This is a genomic window from Shewanella sp. 10N.286.51.B7, assembly GCF_002873615.1.
GTDB lineage: Bacteria > Pseudomonadota > Gammaproteobacteria > Enterobacterales > Shewanellaceae > Shewanella > Shewanella electrodiphila.
This window is the reverse complement of record NZ_MCUF01000024.1, coordinates 149,438-165,298: the sequence shown is the minus strand read 5'-3', so window position 1 is coordinate 165,298 and position 15,861 is coordinate 149,438. Positions and strand designations below refer to the sequence as shown.

Below are 15,861 nucleotides of genomic sequence, written 5' to 3'. Positions count from 1 at the left end.
GCCATCTAGACTTCTTTATGGATGTGAGTATGACTTTAGCAACATTTGGTGCAGGCTGTTTTTGGGGTGTTGAATATTTTTTCAAGCAAGTAGATGGTGTTACCAATGCACAATGCGGCTACATGGGCGGAAGAGATCAGTTTCAGAGTTATGAAGAAGTCAAAACAGGCACAACAGGTCATGCTGAAGTCGTTCAAGTAGAGTTTGATGAATCAATTGTTTCATACCAAGAGCTTTTGGAAGTGTTCTGGCAAAATCACAACCCAACCACTCTGAATAGACAAGGTGGCGATATTGGTAATCAGTATCGCAGTGCTGTATTTTTTCATGGTAAAATTCAAAAAGACGCTGCTGAAAAATCCAAACTTGATCTAGCACGCAGTGGTAAATGGGGAACTAAGCATATTGTAACTGAAATTGTCCCAATTCAGCAGTTCCACCCTGCAGAAGAATATCATCAAAATTACTTAGAGAAGAATGAGTTACCAAGCTGTCATATTAGTTATTAGTTTATGAAATGACTTAAGGCACTTGTATTGGTGCCTTTTTTATACAAAAGCGATTAATACAATCTATATCTTAGACAGTTCTGCACTTTACCCCATCCGTTAAATTCCCTACAATCCATGCAAATTGCTTAAGGCATGAATACGGAGAAATACAAAAATGAGTCAAGCTCGTCATATTAACCTACTTATCTTAGGTTCAGGTCCTGCTGGTTATACTGCTGCAGTTTATGCCGCTCGTGCGAATTTAAAACCAGTCATGATCACTGGTATGCAGCAAGGCGGTCAATTGACCACAACAACAGAAGTTGAAAACTGGCCAGGTGATGCTGAAGGTTTAACCGGTCCTGTTTTGATGGAAAGAATGCAACAGCACGCAGAAAAATTTGAAACTGAAATCATTTTTGATCACATTAATGAAGTCGATTTTAGTGAGCGCCCTTTTAAATTAAAAGGTGACAACGGCGAATTTACTTGTGATGCACTAATTATCGCAACTGGAGCCTCTGCTAAATATTTAGGTTTGCCTTCTGAAGAAGAATTTATGGGGCGTGGTGTATCAGCATGCGCAACTTGTGACGGTTTCTTTTATCGTAACCAGAAAGTAGCCGTTGTTGGCGGCGGTAATACCGCTGTTGAAGAAGCACTTTACTTAAGTAACATCGCATCAGAAGTTCATTTAATTCATCGCCGTGACACTTTCCGCTCAGAAAAGATTCTAATTAATCGACTAATGGACAAAGTGGCAAACGGAAATATTATCCTTCACTTAGATCAAACGCTTGATGAAGTGACTGGTGATAATATGGGCGTTACTGGTTTGAATATGAAGAGCACTAAAGACGGGTCTATTTCGCCTCTAGAAGTTGCAGGTGTATTCATTGCAATTGGTCATAGCCCTAATACTAGTATTTTTAATGATCAACTGAATATGAATCACGGCTACATTACGGTTAATAGTGGTTTACAAGGTAATGCAACACAAACCAGCATTGAAGGTATTTATGCCTGTGGTGATGTTATGGATCAACATTACCGTCAAGCTATTACATCAGCAGGTTCAGGTTGTATGGCGGCTTTAGATGCTGAACGATTCCTTGATGCTCAGTAATCAATAAACGCGTTATGTATTAAGATAAAGCCAGCGAATGCTGGCTTTTTTATTGTGTCGAATCCATTGAGTATAAAACTACATCGACTTCGCCATCGACATCTGGGTGCACAATTGTCTTTTGGTATGTCATACCTAATTTAACCATTATGTTTATTGAAGCGCTATTGTGTTTATCAGCGATAGCGGAAAACTTTTTCACATTTTGTTGATGAGATACAATGTGTTTAATGACCGCTATGGCACTTTCGGTTGCAACTCCTTTACCCCAAGTTTCTTGTTTAAATCGCCAACCAATTTCGATATTGTTAAACTCAGGCGACTCTGTAAAAAAGCCCATTGGTCTAATCAAAATCCAACCTGCAAATTGTTTATCATTTAAAAATACTTTCCAAAGCCCCCAATCTTTAGCAGGGTTAAGGTAACTGGCTAAGCGTGGAATAAAAACCTCATCAATTTCTTGTTGAGTTGTTTTTTTACCGCCATTGATATATTTCATCACAACAGGGTTTTGATCTAATTCAAATAATAAATCCGCATCATTAAGTGTCATAAGTGAGATAGTAAGGCGTTCTGTAGTAATTACAGTCATCGTGGTATTCCGTTAATAATGATTGTTTAAGGCTAACAATAAGATACCGTAAATTATAGGCATAAAAAAAGGAACCCGAAGGCTCCTTTTTTAAAGCATTTTAACTAATTACTTAGCTAAAGCTTCTTTTGCTTTTTCAACTAAAGTTGTAAATACAACTTTGTCGAATACAGCGATGTCAGCCAAAATCTTACGATCGATTTCGATTGATGCTTTTTTAAGGCCGTTAATGAAACGACTATAAGAAAGACCATTTTGACGAGAAGCCGCATTGATACGTGCAATCCAAAGTTGACGGAATTGACGTTTCTTTTGACGACGGTCACGGTAAGCATATTGACCAGCTTTAGTTACTGCTTGAACAGCAACACGGTAAGTACGTGAGCGAGCTCCGTAATAACCTTTGGCTAATTTAAGTACTTTCTTGTGACGAGCACGAGCGGTTACACCACGCTTAACTCTAGGCATTGTTCATATCTCCTTTAATTAAGCGTATGGTAGTTGACGTGCGATTGCTGGCACATCAGACTTTGCAACTAAACATTTAGCACGTAAGTGACGTTTACGCTTAGTGCTCTTCTTTGTCAAAATATGACGTAAGTGTGCTTGTTTACGCTTGAAACCATTAGCGGTTTTTCTGAAGCGCTTTTGAACACCCTTATCTGTTTTCATTTTAGGCATTGCTAAAACTCCGCATTGGGACATTAATAAAACGTAAGGCGAGCAAAATCCTCAAAAGGACTTTGCTACTTTTTAGTGGGTTGCCCTACTATTTCTTTTTAGGTGCGAGGACCATAACTGCTTGTCGACCTTCCATTTTCGGGAAAGATTCAACAACAGCATATGTTTCCAAATCTGCTTTGATACGGTTCAAAAGATCCATACCTAAGCTTTGGTGTGCCATTTCGCGACCACGGAAACGCAGCGTAATCTTCGCTTTGTCCCCATCTTCAAGAAAACGAATCAGGTTGCGTAGTTTTACCTGATAGTCGTTTTCATCAGTGCCAGGACGGAATTTTATTTCCTTCAGCTGGACCTGTTTCTGCTTCTTTTTTTGTTCCTTTTGGGCTTTAGCCTTATCAAAAAGGAACTTACCGTAGTCCATTATGCGACAGACAGGTGGCTCAGCATTAGGACTGATTTCAACCAGGTCTACACCTGCTTCATCAGCTAATTCCTGTGCCTGTGAAATACTAACGATTCCAACTGCCTCACCATCAATATCCGATAAACGAACTTCTGGTACGCCAGTGATTTCATCGTTAATACGATTAGGGGCTGGCTGTCGCCCTGCTGCTCTCTTGATCTTTATGACCTATTCCTCCAACAATAATAGACTACGGCTAGAAATTTGTTCTTGTATCTTGGCATTGAAATCATTGATTTTCATTTTGCCTAAATCGATACCATCACGTGTTCTTACCGCAACTTCCTTATTTTCCATTTCTTGATCGCCGACGACCAATAAATAAGGTACACGCTTTAACGTATGTTCACGTATTTTAAAGCCTATTTTCTCATTCCTCAAGTCTTTAGATGCACGAATGCCACTTTCTTTGAAAGATTTAACAATTTCGTCAACATAATCAGACTGTTTGTCTGTAATATTCATAACAATTACTTGCACAGGTGCAAGCCATGTTGGGAATTTACCTGCGTATTCTTCAATTAGAATACCTAAGAAACGTTCAAGAGACCCTAAAATAGCTCTATGGATCATAACTGGCGTTTGACGCGTGTTGTCTTCAGCAACATAAGTTGCTCCAAGACGAGATGGTAATGCGTAATCTAATTGCACAGTACCACACTGCCATGCACGGTCTAAACAGTCATGAAGTGTAAATTCGATTTTTGGACCATAGAAGGCACCTTCACCTGGTAAAATCTCGAATTCAATTTCGTTAGCAACAAGTGCTTGCTTTAATGCTTCTTCAGCTCTATCCCACATATCGTCATCACCAATTCGTTTTTCAGGACGAGTTGATAATTTAACGACGATATTGCTAAAGCCGAAACTGCCGTAAGTGTCGTATACCATTTGGATACATTCACTCACTTGTTCTTGAACTTGTGCGTCAGTACAGAATACGTGGGCATCATCTTGGGTGAATCCACGAACACGCATTAGTCCATGCAATGATCCTGATGGCTCATTACGATGACAACAACCAAACTCTGCCATTTTAAGTGGTAAATCACGGTATGATTTAAGACCTTGGTTAAAGATCTGAACATGACCAGGACAATTCATAGGTTTAATTGCATATTCACGGTTTTCACTGTTAGTAGTGAACATCGCATCTGCATATTTATCCCAATGGCCTGAACGTTCCCATAAGTTACGATCCATCATTAATGGACCTTTAACTTCTTGGTAAGTGTATTGACCTAGTTTTTGTCGAATGAACTTCTCTAACTCTAGGTACAAACTCCAACCATCGTTATGCCAGAATACCATTCCTGGTGCTTCTTCTTGCATATGGTAAAGATCTAGCTGTTTACCAATTTTACGGTGGTCACGTTTTGCCGCTTCTTCAAGACGGTTTAAATGTACTTTTAATGCTTTTTTATCAGCCCATGCTGTTCCGTATACACGTTGCAGCATCTTATTATCTGAATTACCACGCCAGTATGCACCAGCAACACTCATTAACTTAAAGTGTTGGCAGAATTTCATATTAGGTACGTGTGGGCCACGACACATATCAACATATTCTTCATGGTGATATAAAGCCGGTGTTGCATCTTTACTGATGTTTTCATCTAAGATGGCAATTTTGTACTCTTCACCACGTGATTCGAAAGTATCGCGGGCTTCTTGCCAAGAAACAACGTTCTTAACAACACTATAATTTGTCTTTGCTAACGCAGTCATGCGTTTCTCAAGAGCATCAATATCTTCTTGAGTTAATTTATGGTCTAAATCGATGTCATAGTAAAAACCATTGTCGATAACAGGACCAATAGCCATTTTTGTTTCTGGCCACATTTGCTTAATTGCATGACCAAGTAAATGTGCACAAGAATGGCGAAGGATTTCAACACCCTCTTCATCTTTAGCCGTAATGATTGAAAGCTCTGAATCTGTGGTTATTAAGTCACAAGCATCAACTAACTCGCCGTTTACGCGACCAGCAATACATGCTTTAGCTAAACCAGGACCGATGTCTGCAGCGACATCTAACGTTGAAACAGAATCTGCAAACTCGCGTTTGCTGCCATCAGGCAATGTAATAATTGGCATTAAATTTCCTTATCCAGTGGTGACCCACACGTAGGGCCACTTGGTAATAAATAATAAATAAAAGAAATGCCACCGAACTACAGACATTACAGGAGCCTGAGCTGATAGTGACATGAAGTTGCATTGTATGTGAAAAGCACTTTTGCAAGCAAGTGATGCGCTAGTGTTAATCTACAATATTGACACTTTTTCTGTTATTTAAGGTATTGATTAAAATATTCCTTCTTAAATGGAATTAAATTGACTGAAGCTTTAGTTATTAAAGTCAATTGACATTGACTAGAGTCAACTATAATTACTGACGAAAGAAACGGATTTATCAGATACACACTTATTCAAGTCATCAAGGAGTTTGTATGAATTTAGTGAGTAAAATAATTAGCTGTCCACACTGCGGACATAACCAACATGTGCATATCGACACCAGTTTAGGGGATCAGGAATATTATGATGATTGCCGTATTTGCTGTAATTCAATCCACATGCGCCTACAAGTGAATGATTCTAATCGAACAATTCAACTCTTTATAGATTCTGACGATGAACAGCTTTATTAATAATTAAAGCTATTCATCCTAATGTCTTGGGTTAAGTGTTATTTGATTAGATTGGCTAGGTCGATATTCGTTAATGCTTTTTTGGCAAGAATACGCTCAACAGTATCGACTATTACTTGTGTTTGGCTGTCAATTTCGATGTTAATTTTATCACCAATGATACAGTCACTTAAATTAGTCAATTTAAGTGTTTCAGGAATAAGGTGCAGTTTAAATTGATTATTCTCTAATTCTCCGACGGTTAAACTGCAACCATTAACCCCCACAAAGCCTTTATAAAAAATATAATCCATCCATTTTTCAGGAACACTTAGGGTGAGATTATAATGTGAGTCTGTTTCACTTACTTCGGTTATGGTTGCCATAGCATGAATATGGCCAGATAAAATGTGACCGCCTATCTCTTTACCGAAGGTTAATGACCGCTCTATATTAACTTTGCTACCTGGCTCAACAAAATTTAGGTTTGTAACCTGTAACGTCTCTTCCATTACATCAAAATAAACTCTATCATTCTCGAGTTTAGTGACAGTTAAACATACGCCATTATTTGCAACACTCGCACCGGTTTCTAAACCTTGTTGCAGCTCTTCTGGAATTTTGACTTCAAACGTTTTTAAACCGCTTTGCTCTTTAATCGAAACCACATCACATGTGGCTTGCACGATACCAGTAAACATATTTTCACTCGTTAGTTAAAAGGTTTTCTAATGAATCACACAGGCTTTCAGGCCAAAAAATTAATTCAACTGGCATTGCCAGTATTAATTGCACAAGTTACCCAAACAATGATGGGGTTTATCGATACTGTAATGGCTGGCAGAGTCAGTGCTGTCGATATGGCTGCTGTCGCAATTGGAACCAGTTTATGGTTACCAGCATTACTTTTTGTACAAGGTCTTATTCTCGCATTTACACCTGTATTTGCCCACCACCATGGTGCGAATAACCCGAAAGCAATACAGCCATTAATGTCGCAAGCTTTTTATATTGCCATAATCGGTACTATAGGTGTTTTGCTGTTCCTCTCATTTTCTAAAACCATTTTTACAATAATGGAGCTGGATCCTGAATTAGCAGATTTAAGTGCAGGATACCTACATGGTTTTATGTGGGGTGTACCTGCGTTCATCTTCTATCAAATTTTACGAGGTTGCTCTGAAGGCATATCCTATACATTACCTACCATGGTAATTGGTTTTGTGGGTTTAGCTGTCAACATTCCCGCTAACTATATATTTATATATGGACACTTTGGCGTTCCAGCCATGGGCGGCGCAGGTTGTGGTATTGCAACAGCTTTAGTGTTCTGGGCAATGCTCATTGCTATGATGATTTACATGCAGTTTCATCAAAAGTTTAAACAAATCGCGCCTTTTAGTACATTGAACAAGCCAAACTGGAAAACCATTTGGGAAATGACTAAACATGGTATGCCGATTGCGATGGCATTGTTTTTTGAAGTTAGCTTATTTGCAGTAATCGCCCTTCTGTTAGCCCCTTTAGGCGCAACAGTGGTAGCAGGTCATCAAATTGCACTTAACTTTTCTTCTATCGTATTTATGTTGCCATTATCAATAGGTATTGCCGTTTCAATTCGCGTGGGCTACTACCTTGGTCAAGATAAGCTTGAGATCAGTAACTTGGTAACAAAAATTGGCCTATTTATCGCGTTTTCATTAGCCGTATTCACTGCAGTAATTACCGTCTTGTTCAAAACCCAAATTGCGCTGCTTTATAATAATAATCCTGAGGTTGTCGCCTTAGCAGGTAGTTTGATGTTCTTAGCTGCCTTGTATCAGTTGTCTGACTCTATTCAAGTCGTCGCAGCTGGGGCATTAAGAGGATATAAAGATACTCAGAGTGCGTTCTATATTACCTTGGTTTCCTATTGGGCTATAGGAATGACATTAGGCTATACCTTGGCAAGAACAGATTTGATTGTCCCTGCGATGGGCGCTCATGGTTTCTGGATTGGCTTAATCGCAGGATTAACCAGTGCTGCAATCCTTTTTGCCATAAGACTGCGATACATACAAACTTCAGGAAAATTAAAAGCGGTTATTTCTGATCACAGCTGATAAAGGTTAAGAGTTAAAAACCAATAAATTAATTTTCAGCATATAAGCTACGAATATTTAAGCTTATATGCTGTTATTAAGTTCAATGTGAACAGCAAATCACCACTCGAACACTTTTTTAGTTTTTTTACTTGCATCAGTCTCTGTATACCGTAATATATCGCTCGTTCCAAAGATTACATGAATTTATTTTCTTGAAACAATACAACTGTAGCTCAGCTGGTTAGAGCACCACCTTGACATGGTGGGGGTCGGTGGTTCGAATCCACTCAGTTGTACCATCTCTAAATTTGATTTTGATATACAACTGTAGCTCAGTTGGTTAGAGCACTACCTTGACATGGTAGGGGTCGGTGGTTCGAATCCACTCAGTTGTACCAAATCAATAATTGAGATTAAGCCAGCGAAAGCTGGTTTTTTTGTGTTCAAAATTCCTAAGATTTACAAAAATATAATCAACTATTTCCACATATCATAAAAAAACCACTCAGTGATAGTTCAAAAAGTGGCTGTTTTGTCGTTTGTATAAAGGCTTATAAAGAATTCACGAAAGCTTTTAACTTCATATCTCTATCAATGAGTAACGGATAATCTGTTCGCCCCTCCATTGGCCAACCATTGCGCCAAGTTTGCTTATCACTCACGCCCCAAAACGTAACACGGCCTATGCTTTCGCTATGTTTTTTATAGATAGCAAACAAATTTTGATAGCGGGATGCTAATTGCTGCTCTACTTCAATGGGTAAACCTGCAGCGTACGGATTATATTGTTGTTGCAGTGCGACATCTAATGAAACATCAGCACCTTCTGCTAAGTTTTCAGGAAATGGTAGGACTGAAATATCAAGCTCTGTGACCATGACATCAACGCCTGCTGCAGCAAACGCGACAATTGAATCTTCAACTTCATTGAAGTCAGGATAATCTAGTGAATAATGCGCTTGCATGCCAACACCATCAATTTGAATGCCTTTTTGTTTCAGTCGCTTGATTAACGCAATAGCGCCTGCTCTTTTTTCAGGTTTAAACATGTTGTAATCGTTGTAGTACAATTTGGCATTTGGCGCTGCTTGTTGTGCATAAATAAAGGCTTGTTCAATGAAGTCATCACCAATAATTTGCTGCCATTTTGATTCACGTAAACTGCCATCTTCATTAAGTGCTTCGTTGACTACATCCCAAGCAAATATTTGATCAGCATAACGACCAGCGACATTTTTAATATGTGTTTCCATAACCTTTAATAATTGCTCACGATTTAAAGGGTTTCCTGCATCATCTTCGAACACCCAATCTGGCGTTTGCGAGTGCCAAACAAGAGTGTGCCCAACCAATTGTTGATTGTTGTTCATAGCAAAGTTTACTAATGCATCAGCAACGTCAAATTGATATTCATTAGGTAGCGGATTCACTGACTCCCATTTCATCGAATTTTCAGGCGTGAAGGTATTGAAGTGTTTAGCCGCTAACAATAGCTCTGGATCGGTAGGGTTCAATACTTGAGATTTACTGATTGCTGTACCCATTTTAAAGTTTTCAGCAAATTGATTTTTTAAAATAATATCATGAGTCAATGTTGCTGGTGCTTCAGGTTTTGCTTGCTGAGTGACACCTTGGCCACTATTACAGCCTGACAGCCCTAAAACTACCGTGGCACAAGTTGCAATTAACGATTTATTGAATTTATTAATTATTTTCATTACTTTCCATGTCCAGCTATTTGTAAGTAATCTGGCCGAATATTAACGCAATACATAGACCAAACAAGGTTTATAGTTGTCGTTTAATCGGATCTAATTAGTGACTGACAGTCTCTCATCCGAATAAATATTGGCTTTAATTACAGGCTCTTAATTATGCCTGCAACCAATAGCCTGCTAATACCAAGGTTAGAAATGCCTAACTGATGAGTAAAGTTTTCAGTTGGTCGCCCCTTTTTGTAAATCAAGTCCAAAGCACTCATTATGATTATTCCTATACTGCTAGGTTAGAATGAGAAACCACCAAATAGTCTTTTGGACAACAAGTTGTTCTAAAATAGACTATTTGGCTGCTTATTAAAACATTTAAGTAACATTAATTTTATATTCACTGACGATTTAACTTCAGCACCAAACGAATGATTAGAGTCGTTATCACCAATAGCCGTTAAAGCCAGTACCAAATGGCTATAAGGTTTATCAACCACTAAAAATAAATAACAACAATGTCTATCAGCGGCGCTAAGCATTCAGCTTGAAATCGGATGTCTAGTTAAACAGTGCCTTGAATGCAGGCTTAGGTTGGTGTTTTCTATCCCATAGCAGCGGATAATTGGTGCGGTTCGGAATTGGATAGTCATTTTTCCACGACATTCCATCATGTAGTCCCCAAAATGTGACTCTATCGATCTTTTCACGCTTTGCTTTGAATATATCAAATAGCTCTGTATATCGTGCTGCTAATTTTGCTTCAATGTCAGCGGGTAAATGATCTGAATATGGATCTAAGTAAGTTTTAAATTCTTGCTCTTGAAACTGCGGGTGCATAAACCCTTGCCCAATAACTTGCCCTTCTTTGGTAAATGGCAACACATCAATATCGAGTTCAGTTATCATCACCTTCAGCCCCAATGCTGCGTATACATCTATTGCGTCTTCGATGAGATGACGTTTAGGAAAGTTGAGCCCCCAATGGGCTTGAATCCCTATTCCATCGATCTCAATGCCCTCACGTTGGAGCATTTTAATCATTTTAACAATGCCATCACGCTTGGCCGGTTTCCAGGCATTAAAATCGTTATAGTAAAGTTCAGTATTGGGCGCATACTTGGCGGCAAAGGTAAAAGCGGCTTTTGCCATTTCATCACCATTGCCGATGACATTAGTCCACACGGTTTGACGATAGTTGCCATCATCACCAATGACTTCGTTGAGAACATCCCAAGCATCCACTTTGCCACGATACCTTCCTGCAACTAACTTAATGTGTTGCTCCATACGTTCAATTTGTTGTTCTGGAGAATTTTGTTCACCATTTTTTTGTTTGAAAAACCAATCAGGGGTTTGGTTATGCCACACAAGCGTATGCCCAACGACGAACATATCGTTATTTTTACCAAAATCAATAAATTGATCCGCTGCCGTAAAGTTGAATTGATCTGGAAGTGGGTTAACGATTTCTGCCTTCATGGCATTTTCAATGGTGATGGTATTGAACTGTTTGGTGATAATTTTTGCACTAACGGGATCAAGCCCTGAGACTATTTCATCATTTACAGCGACACCAATTTTAAAATCATTTTTAAAATGTTGCTGTAAAATTTCTTTATTATTTGAGTCATTTAACGTTGCCTTTTCTTCTGCTGAGCTATGAGCTAAAAACATTATCGGAAATATTGTGACACCTAACATTGCCACCAATTGTTTTAAACCCTGATGTTTTAAAAATAACGTTTTTAAGATTTGTCTCATTCTTACATCCTTTGTATAAAATAGTGTTAGTCATCTTATTAGGATTTTCAGCTAATAGTCAATTTGACCATTAAGTTTATATTTGTTAACTTGGTGTTGCAGCGCTGCTCTAGGCCGTTAACTTTATTGCTCAAACCGATCCAAGAAATTGCATTGATGACAATACTCACTGAGACATTTTTAGAATGAATACAATAAGTAATATAATGATAAAAAGATTTTTTACATTTGGAGTATTGGCCGCTTTTTCATCACATCCCATGGCAGTTGATAAGCTACACAGTATGGATATAAAAGATACAATTCCTGAAATAATAGAAACTTGTCCTAAAAACATACTGCCTCTTGCAAGTGACTTATCACCCCTGTTAATTACTTCTGAGCTAAAATTCTTAGAAGGGCCAACTTGGTCAGCGTTTACAGATAAGTTTTATTTCTCAGAAATGGATTTTAATAGCCCTCAAACAAATGGGCCAGAAGCCGCTATTTATTCATGGAGCGAACAAGACGGTATTGAACTGTTTATTGAAAATAGCGGTACCAACGGACTCTTGTCTGATGGTAAACAGTTAATCAGCATGAATCATGATACACGTTCAGTGAGTAATTTTTCGCTAACGACTAAAGAACGAGTGGTAATGGTAAATGATTATAACGACGCGCTGTTTAACTCTCCCAATGACCTTATAAAACATCCTTCTGGTGAGTTATTCTTTACTGATCCTGACTGGCAACTAAGTGAACGACCACAACAAACCCCCTTCACTGGCGTGTACAAAGTCAGTGAAGGTAATAAAGTTACTTTACTATCAACAAAGTTCATTAAACCCAATGGGATCAGCTTGTCTTATGATAATAAAACCATATACATCGGGGATTACAGTCATCAAATATTTGCACATCAACTTACCAAAAATAATGAGCTTGGGGAGTTGTTGTTCAAAATAAACATTGATACACCGGATGGAATTAATGTGGATTGCGCAGGAAACATCTATGCAGCCAGTCATAATGAAGGTAATTTATATGTTTATAACCCACAGGGCGAATTACTTCAAAGCGTTTATGTCGCCCCTAAAATTACTAACTTGGCTTTTGGTGGAAAAGACTTAAAAACCATTCTAGTCACTACTGGCAATGGTTTATTTACCTTTAGATCTAATATCCCAGGTATAACTCCAACTTATTTAAATTAATCTAATGTTCAATAGTGGTGTCAATTCCTTTTCCAGTTGCAGCCCAATATATTCCGCCGTATAAATGAGCTAAGAACAGGTCATTTTGATAAACAGGTTTGATGTGACCTAATGATGTATAAAATGAGCGGCCGCCATCATAGTTCTGGTACCAAGCAATGGGATGAAAGCTTCCCATACCTTTGCCCTGCTTAGTGCCCCAATCAGCGTTAGGGTTATAACTGGTTTCATCGACAGTCAAAAGATAATTCAGTCCCGTTGAATTAGCTTCACCAAACTCATACCATTCGTCAGTCCACAGCATCTTTTCAGGCATTGACTCTAGACCAGGAAATTCACTAGACACTTTAGACAGCCTAGCTGTTTGCACCACCGGGTGTATAACGAAAGTATGCCCAACGAGTTGTTGATACCATTGCCAGTCGTATTCTGTATCAGATGCACTGTGAATACCGACAAACCCTTTGCCCGACTGTATATAGCGTTTCAACGCTTGTTGCTGCTCATTAGACAGAATATCACCTGTCGTCGATAGAAATATCACTACATCAACATTGCTGAGATATTCGTCGTTAAAGTAATGGCTTTCTTCATGCCAAATCAAATTAAAAAAATGTTTGTCTGCTAGCAGTTCTAATGCCGTAACACCTGCTGGAATTGACTTATGATGCCAGCCATTTGTTTTAGTAAACAACAGTACGTTGAATTGTTTGTCAGGCAGAGAGTCAAAGCTCGTTGCATGAGCTGATTTATTAATAGGCAGACAAAAGACGACAAGCAAAAAAACAAACAACAAATGACTAATGGTCAAATTGGATTGAGGTATTTCGTGCTTAAAAAACGTATTCATTATCATTAGTATCCTAGTTAAATTTAATGAATAGATTGGCTGTTAACCTTCCAGTCATTGGATTGGTATTGATGTCTGACTCTGGTATTACTAGGCTAGAATGCAGTAACTGACCAGGGAAAATAATCAGCCTATTTTCTTGGTATGGGATCACTTTATAACATTCAAAATCTGGATGATGCTCACCGCAATAACCACTGTGTGATATCGTATTTACTGTCGCTTGGTATTCAGGTAAACGCCCTTCATTAATAAATTCATAACCACTGCTTCTATGTCGATAAAATGCTGTACCACCATGTTGATATTTAGATAAGTAATGAATACAAGCAATCAGGTTTGGTTGATAAGTATCAAAATGCGGAATGGTTTGTATTAATGACAAATCAGTTTCCTGTGTTGTCAGTAACGAATAGTAGTTATCACGTGGGCTTGGAGTAAGCTCCCGAGGCAAGTTAAAAACGCTATATAAAGGCTGCATCAAAGGTTTGAGATAGGAAACCACATCAGCTTTAGACATGGCAGATCTTATTCCCGGATATTGAGTATGCTTGTCCTGTGTAAAATATGCGCCAGCAATAATGACATCACGAACAAGTGCTATATCTGCAATATAATCATCAATAATAACAATAGGTATTCTACTGTTACCAATATACTCAACACTGGGTGTAATATTAGGGTTAATACTGAACATAGCGCTTTACAGTATATTAGATTTGCAATAATTATTAATGAAATCAATATGGTTAGGCCAGCTATTAACTCGACGCTTTATAGACTGCTTAATTGTCCCTAAAAATTGTGCCAATTCTTGATCTGACATGTTATCGACAATGGGGTGATATTGTTCAGGTAACAACCCTTGGCCTAACATCACTTGTAGCCATGAAGCTTCGCCAAACAACTCTTGATCTGTTTTATACACTTGGCCACTTTGTTTAAACATATCAATTCGTTTTTGTAAGCTCTCTGGTATATCCATTTGCTTGCAGTAACGCCAAAATTCACTGTCTTGACGTTCAGTTACATGGTAATGAAGTACAATAAAATCACGAATATTTTCTATTTCTACTCGCATTTTCTGATTAAAATCATCAACAACGCCGCTTTCCATGGCTGTTGTTGGTAAATTTTGCATTAATCTTACTATGCTCTGTTGGATCAAGTGAATACTGGTTGATTCTAGCGGCTCAATAAAACCACTGGATAACCCAATAGCCACACAATTTTTGTTCCAATGCTTGCGTCGTGTACCGGTGCGAAACTTTAATACCCGAGGTTCATTAAGTTGTTCACCTTCAATATTTTCCACTAACAAGGCTTTGGCTTGATCATCAGTTAAGTACTTACTACAAAATACCAATCCGTTACCCATTCTATTTTGTAGTGGAATTTGCCATTGCCAACCTGACTCTCGCGCAATAGAACGAGTATAGGGTACTAATGGTTTTGTTTGTTTAGTTTGTACTGCCACAGCACTGTCACAAGGTAACCAGTGGCGCCAGTCGTCATAACCAGTATGAAGCGCCTCTTCAATCAACAGGCCTTTAAAGCCTGTGCAGTCAATGAATAAGTCACCAGCAATACATTCACCATTAGCTAACGTTAATGAATCAATAAAGCCATTTTCATTATTCAAATTTACCTTGGCTATTGTTCCTTCGATACGATTTGCACCGTGCTTTTCAGCAAAGGCTCTTAAAAAGCGGGCATATAAGCCTGCATCAGTATGAAAAGCATGGTTTCTATCTTGGTTAGGTAGCACTGCAAATTTACCGACACGACTTGCTACATGCTCCGGGCAATAGTCGCCGATGTCGCTAGCAACGCCTTGATTAAAGCCTTTAAGCCAAAAATGCTGAAACCCCGCAGCCCAACAACTTTGACCAATATAGCCAAATGAATGCATATAGTCTTGGTTAACATCGCGCCAATTCTCAAATGAGATACCTAACTTAAACGTGGCATTGGTAGCCGCCATAAAGTCGGCTTCTTTAATTTTTAATAAATCATGAAACACGTGCAAGGTGGGTATTGTGGCCTCGCCCACGCCTACGGTGGGGATCAAGTCCGATTCAACTAACGTCACATTAATATTTTTACCTAATAACTTTGAGAAAGCCACTGCGGCCATCCACCCTGCAGTGCCGCCGCCAGCGATTACTACATTGGTGATTTTTTTTGTCATGTGAGTCGCCTGCAAAATTTATTAGTACTAATGGAATTTGTTTTTATAACTTATGATAAATTTGAAATAAAATCTATATAA

General features: G+C 38.5%; 16 protein-coding genes and 2 tRNA genes. 7 read left to right on the top strand and 11 right to left on the bottom strand.

Translation table 11 applies throughout. The features are described 5' to 3' along the window. The first annotated feature begins 29 nt into the window (after window positions 1-29). Window positions 30-509: a peptide-methionine (S)-S-oxide reductase MsrA gene (gene msrA, locus BCU84_RS06675; RefSeq protein WP_102527298.1), complete on the top strand. Its 480-nt coding sequence runs from the start codon at window positions 30-32 to the stop codon at window positions 507-509. A gap of 157 nt (window positions 510-666) precedes the next feature. After that, the gene (gene trxB / locus BCU84_RS06670) at window positions 667-1,617 is read left to right on the top strand and encodes a thioredoxin-disulfide reductase (RefSeq protein ID WP_102527297.1); all 951 of its coding nucleotides are present in this window, start codon (window positions 667-669) and stop codon (window positions 1,615-1,617) included. Between the two features lie 49 nt (window positions 1,618-1,666). Here trxB and BCU84_RS06665 read toward each other — a convergent pair whose 3' ends face one another. The 5 genes from BCU84_RS06665 to thrS form a co-directional block, all read right to left on the bottom strand. Then, complete coding sequence (locus tag BCU84_RS06665) at window positions 1,667-2,209, bottom strand: GNAT family N-acetyltransferase (RefSeq protein ID WP_102527296.1); 543 nt, start codon at window positions 2,207-2,209, stop codon at window positions 1,667-1,669. A 108-nt stretch (window positions 2,210-2,317) separates the two neighbouring features. Next, window positions 2,318-2,677: a 50S ribosomal protein L20 gene (rplT, locus tag BCU84_RS06660; protein WP_012325107.1), complete on the bottom strand. Its 360-nt coding sequence runs from the start codon at window positions 2,675-2,677 to the stop codon at window positions 2,318-2,320. An 18-nt stretch (window positions 2,678-2,695) separates the two neighbouring features. Continuing rightward, entirely contained in the window at window positions 2,696-2,890 is a 195-nt protein-coding gene (gene rpmI / locus BCU84_RS06655) for a 50S ribosomal protein L35 (RefSeq protein WP_055023949.1), read from the bottom strand. Window positions 2,891-2,978: 88 nt separating this feature from the next. Continuing rightward, on the bottom strand, window positions 2,979-3,521 hold the full coding sequence (gene infC, locus BCU84_RS06650) for a translation initiation factor IF-3 (protein ID WP_102527295.1): 543 nt from the start codon (window positions 3,519-3,521) through the stop codon (window positions 2,979-2,981). A 3-nt stretch (window positions 3,522-3,524) separates the two neighbouring features. Beyond that, the gene (gene thrS / locus BCU84_RS06645) at window positions 3,525-5,453 is read right to left on the bottom strand and encodes a threonine--tRNA ligase (RefSeq protein ID WP_102527294.1); all 1,929 of its coding nucleotides are present in this window, start codon (window positions 5,451-5,453) and stop codon (window positions 3,525-3,527) included. 356 nt (window positions 5,454-5,809) lie between these two features. Here thrS and BCU84_RS06640 point away from each other — a divergent pair, with 356 nt between their 5' ends. Next, complete coding sequence (locus BCU84_RS06640; protein ID WP_102527293.1) at window positions 5,810-6,010, top strand: CPXCG motif-containing cysteine-rich protein; 201 nt, start codon at window positions 5,810-5,812, stop codon at window positions 6,008-6,010. 38 nt (window positions 6,011-6,048) lie between these two features. On the opposite strand, the gene BCU84_RS06635 is transcribed toward BCU84_RS06640, so the two are convergent. Then, window positions 6,049-6,690 carry a riboflavin synthase subunit alpha gene (locus tag BCU84_RS06635; protein WP_102527292.1) on the bottom strand — a complete coding sequence of 214 codons (642 nt, stop codon included), beginning with the start codon at window positions 6,688-6,690 and terminating at the stop codon, window positions 6,049-6,051. 30 nt (window positions 6,691-6,720) lie between these two features. Between BCU84_RS06635 and BCU84_RS06630 the strand changes: the two genes are divergently transcribed. The 3 genes from BCU84_RS06630 (at window position 6,721) to BCU84_RS06620 (ending at window position 8,471) form a co-directional block, all read left to right on the top strand. After that, window positions 6,721-8,091 carry an MATE family efflux transporter gene (locus BCU84_RS06630; protein ID WP_102527291.1) on the top strand — a complete coding sequence of 457 codons (1,371 nt, stop codon included), beginning with the start codon at window positions 6,721-6,723 and terminating at the stop codon, window positions 8,089-8,091. 204 nt (window positions 8,092-8,295) lie between these two features. Next, window positions 8,296-8,372 (top strand) — tRNA-Val (locus tag BCU84_RS06625). Window positions 8,373-8,394: 22 nt separating this feature from the next. Further along, window positions 8,395-8,471 (top strand) — tRNA-Val (locus tag BCU84_RS06620). A gap of 153 nt (window positions 8,472-8,624) precedes the next feature. Here BCU84_RS06620 and BCU84_RS06615 read toward each other — a convergent pair. Both BCU84_RS06615 and BCU84_RS06605 read right to left on the bottom strand, forming a co-directional pair. After that, window positions 8,625-9,791 carry an endo-1,4-beta-xylanase gene (locus BCU84_RS06615; protein WP_241906372.1) on the bottom strand — a complete coding sequence of 389 codons (1,167 nt, stop codon included), beginning with the start codon at window positions 9,789-9,791 and terminating at the stop codon, window positions 8,625-8,627. 549 nt (window positions 9,792-10,340) lie between these two features. Beyond that, on the bottom strand, window positions 10,341-11,543 hold the full coding sequence (locus BCU84_RS06605) for an endo-1,4-beta-xylanase (RefSeq protein ID WP_241906371.1): 1,203 nt from the start codon (window positions 11,541-11,543) through the stop codon (window positions 10,341-10,343). Window positions 11,544-11,749: 206 nt separating this feature from the next. On the opposite strand from BCU84_RS06605, the gene BCU84_RS06600 reads away from it, so the two are divergent. Continuing rightward, window positions 11,750-12,739: an SMP-30/gluconolactonase/LRE family protein gene (locus BCU84_RS06600; protein WP_157936202.1), complete on the top strand. Its 990-nt coding sequence runs from the start codon at window positions 11,750-11,752 to the stop codon at window positions 12,737-12,739. 1 nt (window position 12,740) lies between these two features. On the opposite strand, the gene BCU84_RS06595 is transcribed toward BCU84_RS06600, so the two are convergent. Genes BCU84_RS06595 through BCU84_RS06585 form a run of 3 tightly spaced genes read right to left on the bottom strand, consistent with a single transcriptional unit; the run spans window position 12,741 to window position 15,780 of the window. After that, a complete protein-coding gene (locus BCU84_RS06595) occupies window positions 12,741-13,589 on the bottom strand; it encodes a ThuA domain-containing protein (RefSeq protein WP_102527288.1) in 849 nt (282 codons plus the stop codon). A 13-nt stretch (window positions 13,590-13,602) separates the two neighbouring features. Then, entirely contained in the window at window positions 13,603-14,286 is a 684-nt protein-coding gene (locus BCU84_RS06590) for a DUF6445 family protein (protein WP_102527287.1), read from the bottom strand. A 6-nt stretch (window positions 14,287-14,292) separates the two neighbouring features. Continuing rightward, window positions 14,293-15,780 (bottom strand): tryptophan halogenase family protein, encoded by a 1,488-nt coding sequence (locus BCU84_RS06585; protein WP_102527286.1) that lies wholly within the window; start codon window positions 15,778-15,780, stop codon window positions 14,293-14,295. Window positions 15,781-15,861 lie beyond the last annotated feature (81 nt).